Genomic DNA, 22,278 nt, shown 5'->3' with positions numbered 1-22,278 from the left:
AAAAATAATATTTTAAGCAACGGACAAAGTCGTTGGCGATATGAGCGAAGCGAATTTTTTTAATTATATTAATTTTAATAAAAACTTACTTTTCTTTATACATCTTTAAAAGTATTTCTTCGCCTTTAGTAACTAATGATTTAGTCATAGCTCCTCCAACTAGCTCTCCAGCAAGAACATTCTTATATATCCCTTCTAGTGTGTTTTGAGGGGCATTACTTTCAATTTTATCACTAACTTCATTGTAGTTAAATCCTTGTTCATTAGCAATTTCCATTTTAAGCATATTTAAAGCTTGTTTTGCATTTTGGTTAATTGGTTTATTCATAGAATACATCCTTTCATTTGTTGTATTTATAAAATAGGATATACGTAATTTAAAATATAATACAAGATATTAAAATTCTATATAAAAGTATATGAAATTACTGCTTATATAACTTTATATTTAAATTAATATCTGTATTTTTTTGTATATATATTCAATATTTAGAAATAATAAAACTATGAGATACAGTGTGTTATTAATTATTTGTATAGTAATAGTATTATTACTAATACTATTTAACTCAAAGTTACATATATTAATCATTTCTAAAGTAAAGAATGAACATATAAGGGTAGATTTAAGGATAAAGTATTTCTTTAATATAATAAATATAAATATACCACTTTATCCAACTAATAAAAAATGTACCAAAACTAAGAAGGGAGAAATTAAAAGAAATAGAAGCATATACAATTCAAATTTAAAAGAAATAAAAGTAGTATTTGGGTTACTAAAAAGAGTTAAGATAGAAGAAATATATATAGATATAAATTTCGGCAGTGAAAATATACCTTTTACAAGTTTTATATATGTACTTATAAATTTTATTTATTCTAGCATAATAAACATTATAAACTCTAATAAGGTATATTTAAATGTAAAACCAGATTTTACTAAAAACTTTATAAATTGTGATTCAAAGATAGAAATAAAACCGACAATAAAAGATATAATAATAATATCGATTGCTATATATAAAATTTACATTAAAATTAATAAAGGTAAAAGGAATGGTGGTAATATTGAAATCGACAAACTCAATAAAAAGTCTTATGGAGACAACATTTGAAACTATTAAAGGCTCAATAGATGCAAATACAGTAATAGGAGACCCTATAAAAACAGATACAACAGTTGTTGTACCTATATCAAAAATAACAATAGGATTTGGTATAGGTGGAGGAGATTACTCTAGAGGTCCACATAAAGAAAATAGAATTTCAAAAGTAGAATGGGACAATGAAACAAACTTTGCAGGAGGAAGTGCAGGAGCCATATCTATACAACCCGTAGCATTTGTAGTAGTTGAAGATGGTGAAACAAGACTTATGAGCTTAGATAACAATATAAATATGGTAGACAATATATTAGCAGTTACACCAAAGGTTATAGAAAAAATTCAAAAGTTATCTAAGAAGGATGATTTAAACAAAAAACAATGCTAATAGTAAGTAAATTAGGGCTATCTAGAGTTTAAAATAAATAAATTATAGATAGCTTTATTTTAGCAAATACTTTGAAAGCAAATAATTTAATTGGTAAATATTAAAATTGTGTAGTATAATAAAGTGTATAGTTAAAATACTAACTAATGTAGAGGGTATTATAGGGTGTATAGAGCAAAATTTCGAGGTGAAGAGCTATGAACAACAGAGAAATTTCTACATTAATGGTGGACAGTATGAATGACTTTGCTAACTTAGTAAAGCTTATAAGTGCGGAGAGGGTGCAACATGATAGTGTTTTAACAGAGAGGCAATTTGTTACATTAAGCAGAATAAATATGCATAAAAAAATCGAGCTTAAAAATTTAAGTAAAGATTTATATGTATCAACTTCTAGTTTATGTATATTATTAAACAAATTGGTGGAACAAGGATATGTGTACAGAGAAGAAGATCCAAAGGATAGAAGAAATACTTTCTACTGTATAACTGAAAAAGGGCATGTTTTAATCAAAGCTGAAGTAGACCATTTACTAGATGTAATAGGTCATAGAATAGAAAAGTTAGATGAAGATAAAAAAGAAAGGTTATACAACTGTATGGTTGAATCAAGCGTTATATTTAAGGAATTATTATAAAATAAAATAAAAAATCATACCAAATTATGTTATAATGAAAATAACCTAAGATTTTTATTTTCTTCTTACATTTATTATTAGGAAATAAAAGTATATTTGCTCGCTAAATTAGCGAGCATTTTTTTACATGTAATTAAATTATATTAAGCATAAATCTATTGATAACTCATGAAAATAATATATATTAATAGGTTTAAAAATTTACCTTTTAATATTAAAATTAAATTTATCAAATAAAAGTACTGGTATATATACTATATTAGTTGAAATTATAAATACAATGATATTTAAAATATTAAAATTGGAAAAATCACGATTAAAATTAAAGTTTGTAAAAATATTTAAGAAAAATAAAAATGAAAAATATATTATACAAGTAATTAAATTATCTTTAATAGCACTAGAGCTTACCTTAAATTTTCTAACTTCTATTAGATATACATTAGCATATACTAATATCATTTTAGAAAATATAAGTAAGAAATAAAGTATATTTGGAAACCTATAAGGAATACTTTTAAAAAATATTATCTCACCTATAGAACAAACCAAACTCCATGAAAAAAATACATTAAACAATTGATATCTTTTAAAATATAAAATTGCTATGCAAATATAAGAACAAAATCGACCTGGTCCAATAGGTAGTGAATTTAATGTATCATAGCCTCCCATAGATATTAATGAAACTTGTTCAGATACTATTTCTAATATAATAAGTGCACATATTACTTTCTCAACAATATAACTATAAGGTAATAAATTTTTAGTAAGCTTTGGACAAACATATAGAAATATTGAAAATAATAAAAGTATAGTTAGATGTTCTTTAGAAAAAATGAAATCTCCATTCATAAATAACTCTCCTAAGATAAATTTAATAAAATCAAGTATACGGCATATCCAAAAATTTTATATATACTAAAGTATATTTTGAGGCTACAAAAATAGAAGTAATAAAATTTGTATTAATTTGTGGTAGTGTAACAAAAAAAAATTAAAATAATAAATTGATAATATACTATTCAAGACATTAAAAAATAAACAATTTAAGGATGTGAATATATTGAAAAAGGGTAGTGGGAAAATATGTGCAGATGCTGGGAGCAAGTATTGCCCGTGTCATCTTGCGTACTCAGGGGATTGTATAAAATGTCCTCTTATAAGAGGAGAAAAATGCTCAAGTTGTTCATGGCAAGGAGTATGTATTTATAATGAACTTAAGCATAGTGAGAATTCAAAAATTAAACAAAGAGAAGAATATATCTGTGATATAAAAGATATAAAAGAAATTAAGGATAATGTATACCTTATAAAAATACAAGTTCCTAAAAATATCATAATAGATTTAAAAAGCCCAGGCGCTTACATGCTTATTAAGGGGATAGACAAGGATAGAGATATATTTAACACGCCTATATCTGTTATGGATGTGGATGATAAAGAAAACATACTAGAAATAATCATAAAGCCAGTAGGAGTAAAGACTAAAAATATAATAAACTTTAAAAAAATAAGAGTAAAAGGACCGTATTTTAATGGAATATTTGGGATTAAAGAAATAAAATCTACATCCGGAGAAAATGTAGTTGTAATAGGCAATGGATTATCTTTAGTAAACTCTATAAATGTAGTTAAAAGACTTATAGAGAATAATAACAAGGTAGAAGTGTTTATAAATAACCAAGCAGATATATTAGATGAAGTAGTAGATAAGTTAGAAAAATTAGGAATAAATGTATATATAACTGATATAAATGAAAATAAAGACTTCTTATTAGACTATATAAAAAGAAATGATATAAGCCTAGTGTATTCAGCTGGAGGCAATAGATTTAATAAATATATTATGGATATTGTAGATGAATACAGCAAAGATATAAAATTTGCTATATCAAACAATAACTTAATATGTTGCGGTGAAGGAATATGTGGTGCTTGCATAATCAATGTAAATGGAGAAAAAGTTAAATCTTGTAAGATGCAAATAAACAGTAGAGATTTTTTAAATTCTAACAATGTATAGGGGGAGTTGTAATGCCTAAAGTAGTTGTTATTGGTGGTGGATGGTCAGGATGTGCTGCTGCCATATCTGCTAAAAAAGCAGGTGCTGATGTTACCGTATTAGAAAAAACAGACTTATTAATAGGTCTAGGTAATGTTGGTGGAATAATGAGAAATAACGGAAGATATACAGCAGCAGAAGAAGCAATAGCACTAGGTGCTAGAGAGTTATTTGAAATCACTGATAAATATTGTACTCATAAAGATATAAATTTCCCAGGACATGATCATGCTACATTGTATAATGTAACAAAGGTAGAAAGACAAGTAAGAAATAAGTTAATAGAAATGGGAATAGACGTTAGATTATTTAGCAGAGTTGTAGATGCAGAGGTTGAAAACGGTAATATAAAAGCTGTAATTTTAGAAGATGGAGAAAAAGTATATGGTGAAGCATTTGTTGAAACAACAGGTTCAGCAGGTCCTATGGGTAACTGTACAAAGTATGGTAATGGGTGTGCAATGTGTGTACTAAGATGTCCATCTTTTGGAGGAAGAGTGAGTATAAGTGAAACTTGTGGATTAGAAGATATGATGGGAAGAAGAAATAATGGTGACTTTGGTGCATTTAGTGGTTCTATGAAACTATTAAAAGAATCTTTAAGTGAAGATATACAAAAGGAATTAAATGAAAAAGGATGTGCAGTAATAGCGCTACCTGATGAACTTAAAAATGAAAAGAAGTTAGACTTAAAGGTATGTCAACAATATGCTCTACCTGCATTTTCTGATAATATAGTTTTACTAGATACAGGTCATGCAAAACTTATGAGTCCATTTTTTGCTATAGAAAAACTAAGAAAAGTTAAAGGCTTTGAGAATGCTTGTATAGTTGACCCATATGCTGGTGGTAAGGGTAATTCTATTAGATATTTATCTGTAGCTAAAAGAGATAACTATATGAGAGCTAAAGGTATAAATAATTTATTTGTTGGTGGAGAAAAATCAGGATTTTATGTAGGTCATACAGAGGCAATATGTACAGGAAGCTTGGCAGGACATAATGCAGCTAGAAGCTGTGTTGGAATGTATTTACTTCAACTTCCAACGAATTTATTAATAGGTGATTTTTTAGCTTATTCTAATAATGAAATGCAAAAAGAAGGTGGAGATAAGTTAAGATTTACATTTGCAGGAAGTATTTATTTTAATAGGATGAAGGAGCTAGGATTTTATACTATAGATAAGGATGTTATAAGGGATAGGGTTAGAAAGGCTAGTCTGGAAGGTATATATGATAAGAAGGTTATAGGTTAGGCATTTTGCCTAGCCTTTTTTATAGAGGATTATATAGTTGCGAAAGTTAAATTTCTGTATAGAATATATTATAAAAGGGGTGGAGGTGATATATATGAAGAGATTAAATAATTATATAAATTTTGGATTATTATTCAACATTATTTTCTTGTTAGGAAATTGCACTAATTTACTTCCAGAGTTTATAAAAGGGATATGTGTTGGATTAGGTTTTACATTAATATTTATTGGGATATATTCAGAAACTCATGATGTATCTAAAATAGGAAAATACAAAAAAAGGGTACTTAATAAATTACTATCAAAATGATATTTTATTTATTATATAAATTTAAATAGATACTATTATTTTATAAGATAGGAGCATTTGCTTCTATTTTATTGTTATATATTACCTGTAACAATTGCTATAATTAAATAAAGGGGGGGGGAGTTATATGTATGAGTATAAATTTATAAAAGTGCCATTAAAAAAAGGATGGAATATTAAAACTGGTGATACTTTTGAGGAATGTAAAAATACTATTCAAGAAGAAGTAAAAAATGGATGGAGATTAAAGCAAGTTATTGTTCCAGTAAATGAAAATACTGGTATAGCACCATATCAAGCATCATATTGTTATCAAATTATTTTTGAAAAAGAAATAAAATAATTATTTGAAACAATAAAAGGCAAGTGAATATTCTTATGACCTAATTGATATAAATTTACAATCATGGTATATTAAGTATTGTAAATTTTGGAAAATAGTTGAAGGGGAGTAAGATATGTATTCATTTGAACTGCGTGGATTATTTATTTTTGGATTACCAATATGGATAATTGCAAGAATAATAATCTTAATGAACAGAAAGAAAAAGGGGATTAAATTTAACATTGGGGATGAAATTTTAACTAATCTATTTGTTATATATTTATTTTTACTTATAGGAATAACTATTTTACCTATAACTATAGGTGAAATGTCTCCATATTTACAGGAATTAAGCTTTATAGAAAGGTGTAATATAAACATAGTTCCATTTATAGATTATTTTAAAGGTGCAAATTACCTTGGAAGTATAATAAGAAATATAGTTGGAAATTTAATTTTATTAATGCCATTTATACTGTATATATGTGCAAAAAGTGAAAAATCAAGAGATTTAAAATCCGCTACTAAGATAACTTTTTTAATATCATTATCAATAGAGTTAACTCAGTTAGTTATGAATATATTTGGACTTACATATACAAGAGTTGTTCATGTTGAAGATTTAATATTAAATACATTAGGTGGGATTATAGCGTGGGGCATATTTAAACTTATGTATAGAGGTAAAATAAAAATTATGATAGATAATACACATTCTCAGTTAATTGAAGAGGGTCAAATTTAATATACTAAAACTAATAGAGCATTAGAAATATTGCTCTTTTTTATTTAAAAAATTTTTATAAATATCTAAAATTAGGCATAAAAATAAATTGGTAAAAAGTATTACCAATATTATTTAATATGAAACATAGTGAGAATTTGTAGCAAAAAGTTGTTCATAGTGTTTTTTAACAGATTTATCTAAATTATTTACTTTGATATTAACATACCTAACAGGTATTTTTTCATGATTTGCTATTTTATAATTACAACCAGTAAAGTATTTCATAAAGACATCATCATCTAATAAAAACTCAGCTACAAAAGTATCAGCTTCCTTTTCAAGTTTTTCATAAAGAATCGGATCATATTTTTCAACCTCTAAAGTATTTATATCTGGATGAAGTAGTACATGTCCAAGTTCATGAGTATAAACTCTTTTTTTATCTTCATCAGAAAGATTAGGGTCTATAAGTACATACTTTGTATTACCAATCTTAAAATAACACCCCTCAGGTAAGTCAGTCCCCAAAATATCATCAAAACAAGAAGTAACAACTTTAAATTGATGAAGTAATTCTAATGCACTATATCCTGGATAATACTTCTTTAGAATTCTCACTTTTTCTTTTATATATTTTAAATTCAAAATTAATCTCCCCTTCATAAAAATCGCTTTGCTCATGTCGCCAACGACTTCGTCCGTTGCTCAAAAATCGCTTCGCTCAAAAAATTAAAAGTTATTACTATTTATTCTTTTCTTTGTCTATAGCTAAAAGCATCCCCATTTTAATAGCTTGTAAAACCCCATCTATGGCTTCTTTAGAAGCTGGCTTACCACAAAACATTAATCCATCTTGCTTTAACATTTCTTCAGCATTTTCTAATATGTTTTTAATATCTTTTTCACTTTTTTTAGTTATATCACATTCATCATAAGTTCTTTCATCAGTAAGGCCTAGTAAGTAGTCAGTAGACACTTCAAGTGCATCAGCAAGTCTTGAAAGTACGGCAGATTTTGGTTCTCTTAATCCATTTTCATATCTAGATAAACTAGCTTCTGTTATATTTGCTCTTTTTGCTAATTCTTTTTGATTTAAATTTAAATAACGTCTAGCTCTAGAAATTCTCTGTGCAATAGTCTCCAAATTCTTCACGCTCCTTTGGTTAAAATTAACATTATTTAGTTATATTTTAATAATATCACAGTGTTATTAAAAAGGAAATAAAAATGTACATACGGTAATAAAAATATACAAAATATACAAATTACTAAAAAAATGATAATTTGTATAATAAAATTACCAAAAACTAATTGACACTTACAAAATATGGATGTAATATTTAGTTACAAAGGAGCAAAAAAATATTTATCATAAAAAAATAAAATAGAGATAGGGGAGTAAAATAATGGGACTTAGAATACTTAAATCAAAAAGGGCATTATTTGGATTAACACAAGTTAAAGTAGCAAATATGATGGGGATGAATACAAAAACTTATAATCTTAAAGAAAATGGAAGGGTAGATTTTTCATTAGAGGAAGTAGTAAAAATAAGTAAGGTATTAAATCTTAATATTAAAGAAGTAAATGAGATATTTTTAAATTTAGATATTGAGAATTAGTTATACAAAAATTTTTACTTATTATATTACCAAAAGGTAATAAAAATAGCTAAATTATAAAAAATGATAATAAATATATACAAAGGGGATTTATATGAGAGATTTAAAGGTATTTTTTAATAAGGAATTTGGAGAAATAAATGTAATAGTAGTAAATAACAAGGAATATATAGAGGCTATAGGAATAGCTAAGATATTAGGATATGTAAATCCTAGAGATGCAATAATAAGACATTGTAAAAAAGAGGGGGTAATTTTTTCCGACGTGGGGGTAGTTACTGGTTTTAGAGATAATAAAAGTGAAATAATACAATTTGTTAGAAAGAAATTTATAGATGAAAGTAATGTGTATAGATTAATTATTAGGTCAAAACTACCTAGTGCAAAAAGATTTGAAAAGTGGATAATGGAAGAAGTAATACCTTCTATTAGAAAAAATGGAGCTTATATGAATGAAGATGTTATTGAAAAAGCTTTAGAAAATCCAGACTTTATAATACAAATGGTAACTAAGTTAAAGGAAGAAAGAAATCAAAGAATGTTAGTAGAGAAAAAGGCTAGAAAGCTTGAAAAAACTATAGAACTAGATAAGCCACTTGTAAATTTTGCAAAAACTATAGCTACAAGTGAAGATGCTATAACAATAGGACAGTTTGCTAAAATATTAAACAACAATAACATAAAAATAGGAAGAAATAGACTATTTAGTATGTTAAGAGCAAATGGTTATCTTATAAAAAGTGGTAAAGAAAAGAACATGCCAAAGCAAGTGTATATAGAAAGAGGGCTTTTTAAAGTATCTGAAAGTATTTTAAATACAAGTGAAGGTGAAATAATATCAACAACAACACTTATAACTGGAAAAGGTCAAAAATATTTTTTAGAAAAAACTTATAAATAGATAAAAAAATAATGGTTAAAATTAACCACCTTAAGTATTAACAGTAAATAATAAAGATAAACCAATAATAAAAACAACTATATATCCTAGTATATCTACTTTTGTAAATGATTTAAAATCTTTAAAAAATCTATAAAGTACTCTAATTAATATAATTACAACAAATACGCTAATTAGAGAATTATAAGAACTAAAGTTGGTATTAGGTAAAAATATAGCATCAAATATACTTAAACCTATGGCAAGTAATAAAAATATTATAAATTGCTGTTTATCAGTTAATTTCAAATAATCACCTCAGAAGTATTATATATTACTAGGAAAAAACTTACAAATAAATATAAAGGGGGATAAACTAATGAGAAAATTTTTAGAGGCTAATATAACTCATAATACAAAGAAAATGAGTAAATATGAGTGGTTAAAGGAAAGGGGAAAAGGTATAGGTGGAAGTGATGCATCTAGCGTAGTTGGGCTTAATCCATACAAAAGCTCTGTAAGTGTATATTTAGAAAAACTTAACTATATAAAAAATAACATAAACAATATAGATGATAAAACTATAAATAGTATGTTAAATAAAAATACACAACATATTGAAGATACTATTTATACAAATTACAAAATAGAGCTAGGTAATAAGTTAAAGGATTTTGTAGCTAAGGAATTTGCCTTAAAAACTAATAAGAAAGTCAGAAATATTAATGGGATACTTAAAAATGATAAATATCCATTTGCAATAGCAAATATTGATAGAGCTATTGTAGGAGAAAAAGCATTTTTAGAGTGCAAGGTAAGTGGAAGCTACTTTAAAGGAGAATGGAAAAATGGGGTGCCAATTAATTATAAAGTACAATGTTATCATTATATGGCAGTTACAGGAGCTACTCATTGTTATGTAGCAGCACTTATAGGTAATGAAGATTTGGTTATTCATAAGATTGATAGAGATGAAGAAATAATAGAAGATATTATGAAGTTAGAGAAAATGTTTTGGGAAAAGTGTGTACTAGGAGATAATATCCCAATACCAGATGGAAGTGATGATTATTCAAAGGTACTTAAAAATCTTTATAAAGAAAGCAAAGAAGAAGAGATAATACTATTTGAAAAGGAAAATTACTTAAATAGATATGATGATGTAGTAGGTCTTATAAAAGAGTTAGATAGTGAGAAAAAGGCTATAGAACAATATATACAAAGTCAAATGAAAGAGTATGAAATAGCTTATATTGGGGATAGAAAAATTAGTTGGAAAAAGCAAAGTAAAAATATATTAGATTCTAAAAGATTAAAAAAAGAACATCCTGATTTAGCTAAAAAGTACATGAAAACTACTACATCAAGAGTGTTTAGAATTTAAGGAAAAATTAATTATGGATTTAAAAGCTTAAAATTAGGGGGATTAATATGGCAGTTTATAGGCATATACACATAGATTATTGGCAAGATGGTTTTGTACTTGATTTAACACCAGAGGAGAAATATTTTTATATTTACCTTATGACAAATAGCAAGACTAGCCAATGTGGAATATATGAATTACCTAAAAGGATTATAGAAACAGAAACAGGATACAACAGAGAAACAGTAGAAAAGCTTCTTAAAAGATTTGAGGACTATGGAAAAATTATTTATAGTGAGGAAAGTAAGGAGATTTTTATTAAGAATTGGCTTAAGCACAACAAGGTGGTAAGTCCAAAGGTTAAAAAATGCGTAGAAAAAGAACTTTTAGATATTAAAAGCATTGACCTTATAAATTTATTTTTAAAAGAATGTCATAGGTATGGATACGCTATAGACATAAAAAATAAAAATATTACCACTATGGATAGTGTATCTATACCCATAACTAAAGTAGAAAATAACTTTGAGTATGGGTATGGGGAAAAAGAAAAACAAAAAGAAAAACAAAAAGAAAAAGAAAAATATAGAGATGATGAGATAAATAGGGGTGGTAGTGATGGAAAGTATAAAAATGAGTTTAAAAAATTTAAATGTACCACAAAATATGAAAAAGAGGATGGAGTACTTTATAAAAAGCCAAGTGAAGAACAACTTAGAAAGTTTAGAGAAGAACTTAAAAGAATATAGATGTTATAAGTGTAGAGATATGACTTTTATTATAAATGATGGTGTAGCAATTCCTTGTAGTTGTAGAAAAGTTAGAGAAGCTGAAGATATTTTAAAAAAGAGTGGAATAAGTGAAAAGTTTAGAAATAAAAGATTTGATAACTTTGACTACTCAGTAGATATGATTCTAATGGATGCTTATAAAAAGGCTAGTGATTATGTAAAGTTTTTTAATGAAATTGAAAATGATAGAGGAAATTCTATTATGTTTTTAGGACAAGTAGGCTCTGGTAAGACTCACTTAAGTCTTGCTATTTGTAATGAGCTTATGGATAGTGGTGTTGGTGTTGTGTATATGGGTTATAGGGATGTTATAACTAGGCTTAAGCAAAATATTATGGATGAAGTTTATTATAACAATGTTATGAATAGGTATAAAAATGCTAGAGTCCTTTTGATTGATGATTTGTTTAAGGGTAGGATAAGCCATAGTGATGTTAATATTATTTTTGAGATTGTAAATCATAGATATTTTAATAATTTGCCTGTTATTGTTAGTTGTGAAAAGAAAGTTAGTGAGCTTATAGATATTGATGAGGCTATTGGTAGTAGGATTGTTGAGATGTGTGGTGATTATATTTGTGAGATTAGAGGAAAGAAGCTTAATTATAGGATGAGGGGATAGAGAAACTAAGTTTATATAATATGAAAATTGAGATATATTACAAAATTATGTAAAATAATAGTAATAACAAATTATTAAATAAAAGGGGAGTTATATGAAAAAACTTATTATATGTCTTTGTTTTATATTATCAATATTTTCATTAGTTGGCTGTAATAAAGGAAAAGTATCTAATGATATTAAAATTGAAGTTAGTGAATCTACTAAATTTTCTAAAGAGGAAATAGATAATGCAATTAAATGTGTTAAAGATAATTTTAGTTTTGAAGGATCTACTTTAACAAAGATATGGTATGATGAAGAGAAATCTAATCATTGGGTTGATGCTTATTTAGAATATGGACGTGGTTTGGAAAATGGAGCTAGGGCAGAAAATGTTATTGTTTTACTATCAGATTTTGATGTTGATGGCTCTGGTGACAATCCTGTTTTAGAGCCAAATACCACATACACAGACTATCAATGGACATTGATAAGAGATAATAAAGCAGGCAATTGGAAAATTGATGGTTCGGGTTATTAGAATTTAATTTATTATAAATAGCAAAAATAAACAATTTAAGTAATAAAAAAGACAGGTTTCCGATGCCTGTCTTTTTTAATTAGTGAAAATTATATTAAATAAAAAGAATAAAAAATAATAATGGATTTATTTTAGTAGGATATTTAAAGTATGCCCTAAAATGGAATTAATATACAAAAAATTTATAAATAAATAATTAGAATAAAATATATTAGATGATTTAGACTTAATTATAAATCATAAAAAGTATGGATATACATTAGAATAATTGTAAATGTTTTCATTTGCGATTCAGGTAAATATAAAATATGGTATAATATTACAGTTAAAAAATAAATATTGTTTATAAATTATAAAACATGAGGGATAAAATGAATATAGTAAACTTATTAGGAATAACGTACAAAGAAGATATAATAAGCAACTTAATAGTTGGATTAATAAATGAATCTAAAGTATTTAGAAACTCATTTATTAAAAATATTTTAAATATAGAAAATCCATCAGATTTTAAAGTTAAGGCTTATACAAGAATAGCAACATCAGCTGGTATTCCAGATATAATTGTAACATTAGAAAATGAAAAAGATTCAAGATTATTAATAGTGGAAAATAAGTTAAAGGCAGATGAAGGGTTTAATCAAACTTTAAGGTATTCAGATGAAAAATGTATAGAGGATTTAGTAGATAATAAGTTATTGGAATTAAAAAATAAAGATTTAACAACAGAGTTTATATTTTTAACTTTAATTCCTGAACAAATACCTACTGGGGATAAATTTAAAAACATAACATATAAAGATTTAATTGAAAATGTAGACGTAGATATTGAAGATGAAGTATTAAAAAGAGTATATTGTGATTTTGTATCAATATTAAAAGATTTCTATAAAGATTTAGATATTAATGAATATGATAAACTTATAGATAGTTGTTTTAATGAAGAAGATAAAACTAGGGCATTTATAAAGTTTAAAAATATAGTAAAAAATATAAACGGTAAAAGTGGACTAAGTGTTAGAGAAATTGGAAAGGCAGGTGGAAATGGTAGGTTAAGTTATTATGCAAAAATATCTAAAGATAGTTGGATAGGAAAAGAGGAAGCACGATTTATAAATAATACTTATAAAATAACAAAAGATTGTTATGATATACATCTAGAAGCATCTTTTGATATTTTTAATAAAAAGATGACATTACCTCTACATTATGAACCTAGACCATATATACCTAGAAAAAGATTAATAGAAAAAACAAATGAAGAAGATTATCAAAAATATATAACTAAAAGAGATTATGTAAAAGGTTTAGTACATAATGAAATTCATGAGCTTGGAGATAGTAATATAAAACCTTACAACGGGTCTAACACGATAGCATCTATTAATATACCAATAGATGAAAATATCACAATTAAAGAGTTTATAGAGTCAATTGAAAAGTATATGATTATAGTAGAAAACATAGTAGATAAGTGTTTAAAGTAGGCCATGAGTAAATAGAAGTTGATTTTATGATAACTTAATATAAACAACAAATGAGCTGTATTTTACAGCTCATTTATTTCATTCCTATTATATTTTTAGATAACTCATTAATACTATCAGATAGAACCTGAAGCTTTCCTTCAATCCTTACAAGCAAATACATACTAAGGGCTATAGGAAAGCCAACAGAAGCTATAAGATTTTGTAATTCAGAATTCATAAAAACACATCCTTTCAATAAATTAAAAGCTATGCTAAAAATAGCATAGCCTTATTAACTATAAAACCAAGTCGTACTCAGTAGTTCCAGTTTCAACAACTTTAGCCTCTACTAAAGATGCAAAGTTTTCTCCACCTGGTTTAAATATATTTTTAGAAAGTATAGTAGTCATAGCTGTTTTTATCTCTGATTCAGTTAAATTTTCTCTAGGGTCATCTACTGATATAGAAACTTTTTTTCCTGATGTTGTCATAAAGCTCATTAATAATTTCTTTGTAATTTCCATAATACACCTCCATATAATTTAATAACCTATTCTGATAATGTAGTGTTATCTATTATAGCTACTTCAAGTAACGTATTATTTTGAAGTGATGCTATAACAGATCCAACAGCATATACATCATCATCTGTTGCTTCTGGGTCAACATTAGAGTAAGTCTTACTTTTTACCTTTGTCTTTCCAGTTACATCATCCATACCACAGTCAAATCTTATCTTTAATCCTGATAGATTTTTAGTTGCTACTACTGCCATAATCATTCCCCCTTTTTTGTAGTTCTTGATAATAAGTATAGGTATTTTGAGTTTTAATAGAAATTAAAGTTTTTTATAAAAAAATTTAAATACCTATGTATGAAAACACGACGTAGGGTATTGTATTTTATAATTAAAAATAGAAGGAAGTATATTAAAAAATATTGAAAGTTAAGTATAATTTAAGTTAAAGGTGGAGGTGCTATTTTATGCTAGATTATTTGACTAAAGATGATTTACCAGAGTCTATTAAGGATTTAGCTGATGTTATTGGAATAGATTCCTTTAAAAAGCTTGTTAAGTTTGCTGGGGGAAGTAGCGTATACATTCCTAATGAAAGTAGTATTACTAAATCTGTTAGGAATAAAATTATGAAAAAAGATTTTAATGGTAATTACAAGGAACTGTCTAGAAAATTTGGCATAAGTGAAGTTCAAGTTAGAAATATTATAAATGACAAAATTGATAGAATTTAAAAAAATTAGGTTACAAAATTATTAAAAAATTAAATTATACATTATAATAAAAATATATTTATATATTTATTGATAACAAAAATACTAATTATATAAATATAGTATTTAAATATTAGAAAAATAACTAAACTTAAATAATTAAGGTTTTTTAATATAAAACTATTAAAAACTAAAAAATTAAAACAAAAGGTAAAAGTATAGATATATATCTATACTTTTTTTTATGCAAATTTTTATTAACTAAAAGAAAAATTATAAAAAACTTATATTTTTTATTTGAAATATACTAAAAATAAAATATTTAAGATTGAAATTATTTTAAAAAAAATTTAAAAAAATCTTAAAAATACCTTAAAAAAACATAAAGTTACAAAAGTGTTATTGAATATATGTCGATAAAGTAATAAAATAGTTAGGTATTACGATTAAATTAGAGGAGAGAAATATGAAAAAAATAACTTATTTCATTGTGCCGGTATTAATAGGAGGATTATTTTTATTCGGATTAGACAAATTCCTAGATCATGAGATAAAAGACCTATTAAATAAAAAAGATTTAATTCCTGTAATGGATTATCCTCTAAGCGTGGAAAAGGATAAGGGAATTATATTAAATAATCATCTTTTAAAACAAAATGACATTATGATGATAGGTTCATCAGAACTAGGACATGCTACAAAGCAACATCCTACTTACTATTTCAATACAAATAGAAGCAAAAATAAAGTATTTATAATAGGAAAGGCATATACTCAAAACTTACAAGATGCAACTATAATTGGGAGTACAGACCCTAATATAAAAGATAAAAAAGTTGTATTACTACTTTCTATGCAGTGGTTTATGGATAAAGGCGGTGTTACAGCTCACCACTACCAAGGTAGATTTTCACCTGTTCAATTTTATGCCTTTTTACAAAATCCTGAAATATCAAAGAAAAATAAAGAGGAGTTTGCAAAAAGAGCAAGTGAGTTATTAGCTGGATCTGGAGAGTTTAAGCCAGAAGCTGTATATGCAAAGTTATATAATGACAATTCGTTCACTTCAAAAGTAGAAAAAACTATATTATACCCTTACTTTAAAGCAAGACAATTTGAAGTAGTGTTAAAAGACAAGGGAATGTTATTTAAAAAGTTATTAAGAGCTCCTATGAAAAAAGAAGTTAAAAAAGGAGAGCCTATTAACTGGGAAAATGAGACAAAACAAGCAATTGAAGATGCTAAAAAGAGGGTTGGAAACAATGATTTATGTATAGACAAAATGTACTATGAGAAAAACTTTGGTAAAAACCTAGACAAGATGAAAGGTAGATACGATTATGTTAATCTATTAGAATCAAGAGAATTTGATGATTATGAGTTAACATTATCAGTATGTAAAGATTTAGGAATAAAGCCAGTAGTTGTTATGCTTCCAGCTATGGACAAGTTCTATAACTTAACAGGAATATCAAAAGAAGAAAGACATGCTTTTTATGATAAAGCTGAAAATATGGCAAAACAAAAAGGTTTTGATGTTATAGATTTAAGAGACAAAGAAACTGAAAAGTATTACTTAAGAGACGTTATGCACCTTGGTACGAAAGGATGGGTAGATGTTTGTGAAAAATTATTTAAAAAACTTAATCAACAATAAATACTTAATGATAAGTATTACATTAACAATAGTTATAATAATGGCTATATTAGTGATGACATTTACATCATTTAAAGAATTACCATTTATATATAATGAATTTTAATAAGGAGGATTACTAATGAAAATCATTGAAGGTATAAAAAAATACGCAAATACAGACAGGATAGCATTAAAATGTAATGATGAAAGTCTTTCTTATAAAGATTTAGATAAGTACTCAGAAGCAATAGCTTTATATTTAAAAGAGATACATGAAGATAACACACCAATAGTTATATATGGAAACAAGGAAAATATGATAATGGCATGTATGATAGGTGCCCTAAAATCAGGAAGAGCATATGTACCACTTGATATAAGTTTCCCACTAGATAGAGTATATGATGTAACTGGTGAAATTAAGCCAAAAGTTGTATTTAACTTTAGTGAAGTAAACTTAGAAGGCTTAAATGTAGTTAATGAAAATGAATTAAAAGAAATTATAAAAAAATATGAAAATAAAGAAATAGATAAATCTAACTGGGTAAAAGATGATGAAAATGCATACATCTTATTTACATCAGGAAGTACAGGAAAACCAAAGGGAGTTCAAATAAGTTCAAATAACTTAGATAGCTTTGTTGATTGGATTAGTCCATATTTAAACATAGATGGAAGTGAAAAAGTAATAATGAATCAAGCAGCATATTCATTTGACTTATCAGTTACATCTATATATCCAGGATTAGTTCATGGTGCTACTTTATTCTCTTTAACAAAGAAAGTATTAGCAGACTACAAGGAACTATTTAGACAATTTGGTGAATCTGATATGGCAGTATGGGTTTCAACACCATCATTTGCAGGAGTTTGTGTAACAGAAAAGAGCTTTAATAGTGAAATGTTACCAAAACTTGAATCTATGATATTTATAGGTGAAGCACTTCCAAAGAGTTTAACAAAAGAACTTTTAGAAAGATTTGAAAATACTAGAGTTATAAATGGATACGGACCAACTGAAGCTACTGTTGGAGTAAGTGTAAATGATATGACTATGGAATTAGTAGAAGATGAAAAAAGCTTACCTGTAGGATTCCCTATGGAAAACTGTAAGATAAAAATTATAGATGAAGAGGGAAATGAACTAGGTGAAGGTGAAAAAGGTGAAATAGTAATAATAGGACCTTCAGTTTCAAAAGGATACTTCAACAATGAAGAAAAAACTAATGAAGTATTTTACTTTGATGAAATAGATGGAGTAAAACATAGAGCTTATAAAACAGGAGATATAGGATATCTTCTAGATGGAAGAATATACTACTACGGTAGAAAAGATTTCCAAATAAAATTAAACGGATTTAGGATAGAAATAGAAGATATAGAAAACAACTTAAGAAAAGTTGAAAATATAAAAAATGCAGTAGTTATACCAGTTTATAAGGATGAAAAAATAGCATACTTAACAGGTATAGTACAATTAAAGGAAAAGAACTCCCTAAGCAATCTTAAAAATGGGATGATAATCAAAAAAGAATTAGGAAAATATATACCATCATATATGATTCCTAGAAATATAAAGGTTATAGATGAATTCCCAACAAACATAAACGGAAAAATAGATAGAAAGAAACTTATGGAGGAAATTTAATGACTTTTTCACAATATGGAGATTATTTTTATCTTTATATATTATTATTAACGTCAATACCAGCTATAATATTAGGACTTTGTGAAAAAAAGATAAAGTACTATGGAATGATAGCAACTGCATTTATGATACTTTTAATAGTTGGAGTAAATGTACACCTAAAATTCTTAATAGCCTTTATGGTAATTGAAGTTATAGTAGTTAAAGGATATGAATATGTAAGAAAGAAAACAGACAGTAAGCTTGTATATAGATTATTTTTATTAGCATCAATGTCTCCAATAATAATTAATAAATTATCACCATATACATCAATGGGGACTATTGGTTTTATAGGAATATCTTATTTAAACTTTAGAACAATACAAATGGTTATAGAAATTTATGATGGGGCAATAAAAGAAGTAAAATTATTAGATATGATTTACTTTGTACTATTTTTCCCAACATTAAGTTCAGGACCAATAGATAGATCAAGAAGATTTGAAAAAGAATTAGAAAAAAATATATCAAGAAGCGAATATGTAAATGAATATTTAGCTCCAGGTATTAAAAAAATATTTATGGGGATTGGATATAAGTTTGTAATAGCATTTTTAATAAATGTTTACTGGATGTCAAAAATACCTACTGATATAACTTTTAAAAATGCACTAAGCTATATGTATGCTTATAGTTTATATTTATTCTTTGACTTTGGAGGATATAGTTTATTTGCAGTAGGTACAAGTTATATATTTGGTATAAAAGCACCAGATAACTTTAACAAACCATTTATAAGTAAAGATATGAAAGAATTCTGGACAAGATGGCATATAAGTCTTTCTAGATGGTTTGGAGATTATATATTCTCAAGATATTTAATATCTTCTATGAGAAAGAAAAGATTTAAAAGTAGAGCTACAGCAGGTCGTGTTGCTCAAATGATAACAATGTTAGTTATGGGATTTTGGCATGGTTTAACATGGTTTTATATAGTATATGGTATATATCAAGGTCTAGCATTAGTTCTTACAGATATATATCAGAAAAAATCCAAATTCTACAAAAAGCATAAAAAAGAGAAATGGTTTGAATATGTGCAAATATTTGTAACATTTAATATAGCATGTTTTGGACTATTAATATTCTCAGGATATTTTGCTTAATTTAAGGAGGACAACAAAATGCAAGAAACAGTTATAGAAATATTTGAAGATGTTTTAGGTAGTGATGAAATAAGAGATGATTTAGATTTTGATTTATTTGAAGCAGAGCTTTTAGACTCACTAGCTATAATACAAGTATTACTTGAAATAGAATCTAGATTAGGAATAGTACTTCAACCAACAGACTTAGAAAGAAGTGACATGGCTACAGTTAATAACTTAGTTAAATTCTTAGAAAATAGAAAATAATATTTAAATTAGTTTATTAAATAATTAAAAAATAACACTCCATATAATATACATGGAGTGTTATTTCTTAATATAATTATTATTTTTTATTATTTTCTTCCATATATACTTTCCAGTCTCCATGTTTAACTGGAACTAATTTATCATCTTTATTGTATTCAGCTGGAGGATTATACTCATAATAATAAGCTTTTTCTGTAGTTCCATCCTCTAACTTAACATCTACTATTTCTCTATTATATTCATTTTCATTTTCTTTTCCTACTTCATAAGCTTCTAATTCATCTAATTCTTTTAAAGTAGAATCAAAATCTTTAAATTCCATTAACTCCCCAATTACTTCACCATTTCCTGGTGTTACAGCAGGGTACCCCTTATTTTCTATATGGGATAAATCACCTTTTATAGTAGCTTTATCATTTTTCGTTACTTTTCCGTCTAAATATATATCGTAGTTAAACATATCACTTCTTAAACTACCATATATAAATACTTTTTTGATTTCCTCAGCTTCCGTTTTATTGCTTTCTTTTGCACTACAGCCAACCATTAACATCATACTAGATGCTACTAAGATACCAACTAATTTTTTCTTCAATTTACCTACCCCTTTTCTTGATATTAGTTAACATTAAGTTAATCTATACTAAAGTTGACTTTTAAAAATCATCACTTTATACAAATTTTGTCAATAACATTTTGAAATAAATATTTTTTAAATACAAATGTTTAAGATGAAAAATATATTGACAAAAATCTCCAAATATTTTATTCTTTAATTACGGACAACTTAATGACATGTCAAAAATAAAGCTTTAAATATTTTATGTAAAGTTTTTATTTTTGAAAATAGGCAAACGTATTCTTAAAAAGGGGAACTTTGTCTTAGTTAAATACTTATATTTTTTAGGGAGGAAATATGGAAAATAACAAAAGTCTTATGAAAGTTATGCTTGCAACTTTATTAATAGTTGTAGGGTGCGAATTTATTGGAGAGTATACAGTTAAGCTAGGTTCTGTAGCCTTAGTATTATTCCCAATGTTATACGCAGTAATTATAGGAATTATAATCACACCAGATTTATTAGGAAAGAAAATAAAAGTATTAAAAGAAATGGTTGGGGAAAAAGAAATAAATATAGCTGGAGATGTTGTTGGTATCGCACTTGTTTTACTTGGTATAAAGTATGGTTCAACAGTTGGTCCTAACCTTGCAAAAATAATACAAGCAGGTCCAGCATTTTTAGCTCAAGAATTTGGACATATATTAGCACCTATAGTAGCACTTCCTTTAGCGTTACTATTTGGTTTTAAAAGAGAAGCTGTGGGGGCTTGCTCTAGTATAAGTCGTGAAACTTCTTTAGGAGTTATATCTGAAAAATACGGAATAAATTCACCAGAAGGTAGTGGTGTTTTAGGTACATATTTAATGGGAACAGTAATAGGAACTATATACTTCTCTATACTAGGTTCTGTTTCAATATATACAGGTCTTCATCCATATGCACTTGGTATGGCAACAGGAGTTGGTAGTGGTAGTATGATGACTGCAGCTTCAGCAGCACTTACAAAAGTACCAGAAATAGCAGCTGATCCTGCTATGGTTGATACTATACTTTCATATGGGGCTACAAGTAATATGATGTCTAGTTTAACTGGACTAATATTCTTAGTATTTATAACTTTACCATTTACAAATAAGTTATATAAAGTTTTAGAGCCTAAAATAGGTAGAAAGTCTAAAGAAACATCAAAAAATAGTGTAGCTTAGTAAAGAGAGGGATAAAAAATGTTTGCTAATATAAATGTTAAAAAAAGTTTTAATCAACTTATAGTAATGCTAATGGTTGGGGCTATGATTTTAATAGGACAGTATATAAGTAAGGGAGTAGCAATAACTACAGCTCTTCCAGGAATGTTAATAATGATAGCAGCGGCTATGGCAGCAATGATATTAAAAGATATGTTTCCAAAATCAATATTTCCTGCATTTGGATTTGCAACAATAATAGGGTTAATACTTAGTATTCCAGGAAACCCAGTATCAGATGTATTTAATGAACAAGTTGCAAATATAAACTTTATGGCTATAACTACACCGCTACTAGCATTTGCTGGAATATCTGTAGGTAATAAAATAGAAGAATTAAAGAAAATGTCTTGGAAAATAGTAGTTATATCTTTAGTAGTTTTCACAACAATATTCTTTGCTTGTGCATCTATAGGACATATAGTACTAAAAATGCAAGGGGTTATATAGTTTAATATAATACAAA

32 protein-coding genes are annotated in these 22,278 nt (G+C 26.4%); 23 read left to right on the top strand and 9 right to left on the bottom strand.

Annotated elements, in window-relative coordinates; genetic code table 11:
- Window positions 1-85: 85 nt before the first annotated feature.
- Complete coding sequence (locus FRIFI_RS10330) at window positions 86-328, bottom strand: small, acid-soluble spore protein, alpha/beta type (RefSeq protein ID WP_242871303.1); 243 nt, start codon at window positions 326-328, stop codon at window positions 86-88.
- A 178-nt stretch (window positions 329-506) separates the two neighbouring features.
- Here FRIFI_RS10330 and FRIFI_RS10325 point away from each other — a divergent pair, with 178 nt between their 5' ends.
- The 3 genes from FRIFI_RS10325 (at window position 507) to FRIFI_RS10315 (ending at window position 2,132) form a co-directional block, all read left to right on the top strand.
- Window positions 507-1,118: a DUF2953 domain-containing protein gene (locus FRIFI_RS10325; protein ID WP_166505806.1), complete on the top strand. Its 612-nt coding sequence runs from the start codon at window positions 507-509 to the stop codon at window positions 1,116-1,118.
- Entirely contained in the window at window positions 1,102-1,494 is a 393-nt protein-coding gene (locus tag FRIFI_RS10320) for a spore germination protein GerW family protein (protein WP_242977251.1), read from the top strand. Before FRIFI_RS10325 ends, FRIFI_RS10320 begins: the two co-directional genes overlap by 17 nt.
- Before the next feature lie 197 nt (window positions 1,495-1,691).
- Window positions 1,692-2,132: a MarR family winged helix-turn-helix transcriptional regulator gene (locus tag FRIFI_RS10315; protein WP_092924659.1), complete on the top strand. Its 441-nt coding sequence runs from the start codon at window positions 1,692-1,694 to the stop codon at window positions 2,130-2,132.
- 201 nt (window positions 2,133-2,333) lie between these two features.
- On the opposite strand, the gene FRIFI_RS10310 is transcribed toward FRIFI_RS10315, so the two are convergent.
- Complete coding sequence (locus tag FRIFI_RS10310) at window positions 2,334-2,987, bottom strand: TMEM164 family acyltransferase (RefSeq protein ID WP_092924661.1); 654 nt, start codon at window positions 2,985-2,987, stop codon at window positions 2,334-2,336.
- 211 nt (window positions 2,988-3,198) lie between these two features.
- Here FRIFI_RS10310 and FRIFI_RS10305 point away from each other — a divergent pair, with 211 nt between their 5' ends.
- The 5 genes from FRIFI_RS10305 (at window position 3,199) to FRIFI_RS10285 (ending at window position 6,833) form a co-directional block, all read left to right on the top strand.
- Window positions 3,199-4,158: a hypothetical protein gene (locus tag FRIFI_RS10305; RefSeq protein WP_207741702.1), complete on the top strand. Its 960-nt coding sequence runs from the start codon at window positions 3,199-3,201 to the stop codon at window positions 4,156-4,158.
- A gap of 11 nt (window positions 4,159-4,169) precedes the next feature.
- The gene (locus FRIFI_RS10300) at window positions 4,170-5,453 is read left to right on the top strand and encodes an FAD-dependent oxidoreductase (protein ID WP_166505803.1); all 1,284 of its coding nucleotides are present in this window, start codon (window positions 4,170-4,172) and stop codon (window positions 5,451-5,453) included.
- Between the two features lie 94 nt (window positions 5,454-5,547).
- A complete protein-coding gene (locus FRIFI_RS10295) occupies window positions 5,548-5,763 on the top strand; it encodes a hypothetical protein (protein ID WP_166505802.1) in 216 nt (71 codons plus the stop codon).
- Window positions 5,764-5,890: 127 nt separating this feature from the next.
- A complete protein-coding gene (locus tag FRIFI_RS10290) occupies window positions 5,891-6,106 on the top strand; it encodes a DUF4177 domain-containing protein (RefSeq protein WP_166505801.1) in 216 nt (71 codons plus the stop codon).
- Window positions 6,107-6,221: 115 nt separating this feature from the next.
- Window positions 6,222-6,833 carry a VanZ family protein gene (locus tag FRIFI_RS10285; RefSeq protein ID WP_166505800.1) on the top strand — a complete coding sequence of 204 codons (612 nt, stop codon included), beginning with the start codon at window positions 6,222-6,224 and terminating at the stop codon, window positions 6,831-6,833.
- 114 nt (window positions 6,834-6,947) lie between these two features.
- Here FRIFI_RS10285 and FRIFI_RS10280 read toward each other — a convergent pair whose 3' ends face one another.
- Window positions 6,948-7,460: an ImmA/IrrE family metallo-endopeptidase gene (locus FRIFI_RS10280; protein WP_166505799.1), complete on the bottom strand. Its 513-nt coding sequence runs from the start codon at window positions 7,458-7,460 to the stop codon at window positions 6,948-6,950.
- A 97-nt stretch (window positions 7,461-7,557) separates the two neighbouring features.
- Window positions 7,558-7,959, bottom strand: coding sequence for a helix-turn-helix domain-containing protein (locus FRIFI_RS10275; protein WP_092924675.1), 402 nt, complete (start codon window positions 7,957-7,959; stop codon window positions 7,558-7,560).
- 262 nt (window positions 7,960-8,221) lie between these two features.
- On the opposite strand from FRIFI_RS10275, the gene FRIFI_RS10270 reads away from it, so the two are divergent.
- Window positions 8,222-8,437, top strand: a complete 216-nt coding sequence (locus tag FRIFI_RS10270) for a helix-turn-helix transcriptional regulator (RefSeq protein ID WP_092924677.1) — start codon at window positions 8,222-8,224, stop codon at window positions 8,435-8,437.
- Between the two features lie 94 nt (window positions 8,438-8,531).
- Window positions 8,532-9,338 (top strand): phage antirepressor KilAC domain-containing protein, encoded by an 807-nt coding sequence (locus tag FRIFI_RS10265; RefSeq protein ID WP_166505798.1) that lies wholly within the window; start codon window positions 8,532-8,534, stop codon window positions 9,336-9,338.
- Window positions 9,339-9,368: 30 nt separating this feature from the next.
- Here the strand turns inward: FRIFI_RS10265 and FRIFI_RS10260 are convergent, their stop codons facing one another.
- The gene (locus tag FRIFI_RS10260) at window positions 9,369-9,626 is read right to left on the bottom strand and encodes a hypothetical protein (protein ID WP_166505797.1); all 258 of its coding nucleotides are present in this window, start codon (window positions 9,624-9,626) and stop codon (window positions 9,369-9,371) included.
- 70 nt (window positions 9,627-9,696) lie between these two features.
- On the opposite strand from FRIFI_RS10260, the gene FRIFI_RS10255 reads away from it, so the two are divergent.
- From FRIFI_RS10255 to FRIFI_RS10235, 5 genes are all read left to right on the top strand, one after another.
- On the top strand, window positions 9,697-10,701 hold the full coding sequence (locus tag FRIFI_RS10255; protein ID WP_166505796.1) for a YqaJ viral recombinase family nuclease: 1,005 nt from the start codon (window positions 9,697-9,699) through the stop codon (window positions 10,699-10,701).
- Window positions 10,702-10,748: 47 nt separating this feature from the next.
- Window positions 10,749-11,432, top strand: coding sequence for a replication protein (locus FRIFI_RS10250; protein ID WP_166505795.1), 684 nt, complete (start codon window positions 10,749-10,751; stop codon window positions 11,430-11,432).
- Window positions 11,317-12,096 (top strand): ATP-binding protein, encoded by a 780-nt coding sequence (locus FRIFI_RS10245; protein WP_240294397.1) that lies wholly within the window; start codon window positions 11,317-11,319, stop codon window positions 12,094-12,096. Before FRIFI_RS10250 ends, FRIFI_RS10245 begins: the two co-directional genes overlap by 116 nt.
- A gap of 94 nt (window positions 12,097-12,190) precedes the next feature.
- Window positions 12,191-12,619 carry a DUF4829 domain-containing protein gene (locus FRIFI_RS10240; RefSeq protein ID WP_166505794.1) on the top strand — a complete coding sequence of 143 codons (429 nt, stop codon included), beginning with the start codon at window positions 12,191-12,193 and terminating at the stop codon, window positions 12,617-12,619.
- 371 nt (window positions 12,620-12,990) lie between these two features.
- Window positions 12,991-14,106, top strand: a complete 1,116-nt coding sequence (locus FRIFI_RS10235; RefSeq protein ID WP_166505793.1) for a PD-(D/E)XK nuclease family protein — start codon at window positions 12,991-12,993, stop codon at window positions 14,104-14,106.
- 73 nt (window positions 14,107-14,179) lie between these two features.
- Here FRIFI_RS10235 and FRIFI_RS10230 read toward each other — a convergent pair whose 3' ends face one another.
- Genes FRIFI_RS10230 through FRIFI_RS10220 form a run of 3 tightly spaced genes read right to left on the bottom strand, consistent with a single transcriptional unit; the run spans window position 14,180 to window position 14,863 of the window.
- Window positions 14,180-14,326 (bottom strand): YvrJ family protein, encoded by a 147-nt coding sequence (locus FRIFI_RS10230; RefSeq protein WP_092924691.1) that lies wholly within the window; start codon window positions 14,324-14,326, stop codon window positions 14,180-14,182.
- A gap of 58 nt (window positions 14,327-14,384) precedes the next feature.
- Window positions 14,385-14,612 carry a DUF2922 domain-containing protein gene (locus FRIFI_RS10225; RefSeq protein ID WP_092924693.1) on the bottom strand — a complete coding sequence of 76 codons (228 nt, stop codon included), beginning with the start codon at window positions 14,610-14,612 and terminating at the stop codon, window positions 14,385-14,387.
- 26 nt (window positions 14,613-14,638) lie between these two features.
- Window positions 14,639-14,863, bottom strand: a complete 225-nt coding sequence (locus tag FRIFI_RS10220) for a DUF1659 domain-containing protein (RefSeq protein ID WP_092924695.1) — start codon at window positions 14,861-14,863, stop codon at window positions 14,639-14,641.
- A gap of 209 nt (window positions 14,864-15,072) precedes the next feature.
- On the opposite strand from FRIFI_RS10220, the gene FRIFI_RS10215 reads away from it, so the two are divergent.
- From FRIFI_RS10215 to dltC, 6 genes are all read left to right on the top strand, one after another.
- On the top strand, window positions 15,073-15,339 hold the full coding sequence (locus tag FRIFI_RS10215) for a Mor transcription activator family protein (RefSeq protein WP_092924697.1): 267 nt from the start codon (window positions 15,073-15,075) through the stop codon (window positions 15,337-15,339).
- Between the two features lie 445 nt (window positions 15,340-15,784).
- A complete protein-coding gene (gene dltD, locus FRIFI_RS10210) occupies window positions 15,785-16,975 on the top strand; it encodes a D-alanyl-lipoteichoic acid biosynthesis protein DltD (protein ID WP_166505792.1) in 1,191 nt (396 codons plus the stop codon).
- Window positions 16,941-17,081 (top strand): hypothetical protein, encoded by a 141-nt coding sequence (locus FRIFI_RS10205; RefSeq protein WP_166504659.1) that lies wholly within the window; start codon window positions 16,941-16,943, stop codon window positions 17,079-17,081. The genes dltD and FRIFI_RS10205 overlap by 35 nt, the downstream gene beginning before the upstream one ends.
- 15 nt (window positions 17,082-17,096) lie before the next feature.
- Window positions 17,097-18,605 carry a D-alanine--poly(phosphoribitol) ligase subunit DltA gene (gene dltA / locus FRIFI_RS10200; protein WP_166505791.1) on the top strand — a complete coding sequence of 503 codons (1,509 nt, stop codon included), beginning with the start codon at window positions 17,097-17,099 and terminating at the stop codon, window positions 18,603-18,605.
- A complete protein-coding gene (gene dltB / locus FRIFI_RS10195; RefSeq protein WP_092924703.1) occupies window positions 18,605-19,753 on the top strand; it encodes a D-alanyl-lipoteichoic acid biosynthesis protein DltB in 1,149 nt (382 codons plus the stop codon). Before dltA ends, dltB begins: the two co-directional genes overlap by 1 nt.
- Before the next feature lie 18 nt (window positions 19,754-19,771).
- Window positions 19,772-20,002 (top strand): D-alanine--poly(phosphoribitol) ligase subunit DltC, encoded by a 231-nt coding sequence (gene dltC / locus FRIFI_RS10190; RefSeq protein WP_092924705.1) that lies wholly within the window; start codon window positions 19,772-19,774, stop codon window positions 20,000-20,002.
- A 79-nt stretch (window positions 20,003-20,081) separates the two neighbouring features.
- Here dltC and FRIFI_RS10185 read toward each other — a convergent pair whose 3' ends face one another.
- Entirely contained in the window at window positions 20,082-20,600 is a 519-nt protein-coding gene (locus FRIFI_RS10185) for a gamma-glutamylcyclotransferase family protein (RefSeq protein WP_166505790.1), read from the bottom strand.
- A 321-nt stretch (window positions 20,601-20,921) separates the two neighbouring features.
- On the opposite strand from FRIFI_RS10185, the gene FRIFI_RS10180 reads away from it, so the two are divergent.
- Window positions 20,922-21,773 carry a DUF3100 domain-containing protein gene (locus FRIFI_RS10180; RefSeq protein WP_092924707.1) on the top strand — a complete coding sequence of 284 codons (852 nt, stop codon included), beginning with the start codon at window positions 20,922-20,924 and terminating at the stop codon, window positions 21,771-21,773.
- Window positions 21,774-21,791: 18 nt separating this feature from the next.
- Window positions 21,792-22,262 (top strand): hypothetical protein, encoded by a 471-nt coding sequence (locus FRIFI_RS10175; protein ID WP_166505789.1) that lies wholly within the window; start codon window positions 21,792-21,794, stop codon window positions 22,260-22,262.
- The last annotated feature ends 16 nt before the right edge of the window (window positions 22,263-22,278 follow it).

Origin of the sequence: Romboutsia hominis (genome assembly GCF_900002575.1) — a bacterium.
Taxonomy (GTDB): Bacteria; Bacillota; Clostridia; order Peptostreptococcales; family Peptostreptococcaceae; genus Romboutsia_C; species Romboutsia_C hominis.
Note: the sequence above shows the minus strand (reverse complement) of the source record. Positions and strands in the feature narration are given on the sequence as shown.

Bases quoted from the DNA above. Each gene is read 5' to 3' on its own strand.
- FRIFI_RS10180 (WP_092924707.1), top strand. From the start codon at position 20,922: ATGGAAAATAACAAAAGTCTTATGAAAGTTATGCTTGCAACTTTATTA.
- FRIFI_RS10220 (WP_092924695.1), bottom strand. From the start codon at position 14,863: ATGGCAGTAGTAGCAACTAAAAATCTATCAGGATTAAAGATAAGATTT.
- FRIFI_RS10320 (WP_242977251.1), top strand. From the start codon at position 1,102: ATGGAGACAACATTTGAAACTATTAAAGGCTCAATAGATGCAAATACA.
- FRIFI_RS10225 (WP_092924693.1), bottom strand. From the start codon at position 14,612: ATGGAAATTACAAAGAAATTATTAATGAGCTTTATGACAACATCAGGA.
- FRIFI_RS10250 (WP_166505795.1), top strand. From the start codon at position 10,749: ATGGCAGTTTATAGGCATATACACATAGATTATTGGCAAGATGGTTTT.
- FRIFI_RS10175 (WP_166505789.1), top strand. From the start codon at position 21,792: ATGTTTGCTAATATAAATGTTAAAAAAAGTTTTAATCAACTTATAGTA.
- FRIFI_RS10245 (WP_240294397.1), top strand. From the start codon at position 11,317: ATGAGTTTAAAAAATTTAAATGTACCACAAAATATGAAAAAGAGGATG.
- dltA (WP_166505791.1), top strand. From the start codon at position 17,097: ATGAAAATCATTGAAGGTATAAAAAAATACGCAAATACAGACAGGATA.
- dltB (WP_092924703.1), top strand. From the start codon at position 18,605: ATGACTTTTTCACAATATGGAGATTATTTTTATCTTTATATATTATTA.
- FRIFI_RS10325 (WP_166505806.1), top strand. From the start codon at position 507: ATGAGATACAGTGTGTTATTAATTATTTGTATAGTAATAGTATTATTA.
- FRIFI_RS10270 (WP_092924677.1), top strand. From the start codon at position 8,222: ATGGGACTTAGAATACTTAAATCAAAAAGGGCATTATTTGGATTAACA.
- FRIFI_RS10310 (WP_092924661.1), bottom strand. From the start codon at position 2,987: ATGAATGGAGATTTCATTTTTTCTAAAGAACATCTAACTATACTTTTA.
- FRIFI_RS10230 (WP_092924691.1), bottom strand. From the start codon at position 14,326: ATGAATTCTGAATTACAAAATCTTATAGCTTCTGTTGGCTTTCCTATA.
- FRIFI_RS10300 (WP_166505803.1), top strand. From the start codon at position 4,170: ATGCCTAAAGTAGTTGTTATTGGTGGTGGATGGTCAGGATGTGCTGCT.
- FRIFI_RS10315 (WP_092924659.1), top strand. From the start codon at position 1,692: ATGAACAACAGAGAAATTTCTACATTAATGGTGGACAGTATGAATGAC.
- FRIFI_RS10235 (WP_166505793.1), top strand. From the start codon at position 12,991: ATGAATATAGTAAACTTATTAGGAATAACGTACAAAGAAGATATAATA.
- FRIFI_RS10330 (WP_242871303.1), bottom strand. From the start codon at position 328: ATGAATAAACCAATTAACCAAAATGCAAAACAAGCTTTAAATATGCTT.
- dltC (WP_092924705.1), top strand. From the start codon at position 19,772: ATGCAAGAAACAGTTATAGAAATATTTGAAGATGTTTTAGGTAGTGAT.
- FRIFI_RS10285 (WP_166505800.1), top strand. From the start codon at position 6,222: ATGTATTCATTTGAACTGCGTGGATTATTTATTTTTGGATTACCAATA.
- FRIFI_RS10265 (WP_166505798.1), top strand. From the start codon at position 8,532: ATGAGAGATTTAAAGGTATTTTTTAATAAGGAATTTGGAGAAATAAAT.
- FRIFI_RS10215 (WP_092924697.1), top strand. From the start codon at position 15,073: ATGCTAGATTATTTGACTAAAGATGATTTACCAGAGTCTATTAAGGAT.
- FRIFI_RS10240 (WP_166505794.1), top strand. From the start codon at position 12,191: ATGAAAAAACTTATTATATGTCTTTGTTTTATATTATCAATATTTTCA.
- FRIFI_RS10290 (WP_166505801.1), top strand. From the start codon at position 5,891: ATGTATGAGTATAAATTTATAAAAGTGCCATTAAAAAAAGGATGGAAT.
- dltD (WP_166505792.1), top strand. From the start codon at position 15,785: ATGAAAAAAATAACTTATTTCATTGTGCCGGTATTAATAGGAGGATTA.
- FRIFI_RS10295 (WP_166505802.1), top strand. From the start codon at position 5,548: ATGAAGAGATTAAATAATTATATAAATTTTGGATTATTATTCAACATT.
- FRIFI_RS10255 (WP_166505796.1), top strand. From the start codon at position 9,697: ATGAGAAAATTTTTAGAGGCTAATATAACTCATAATACAAAGAAAATG.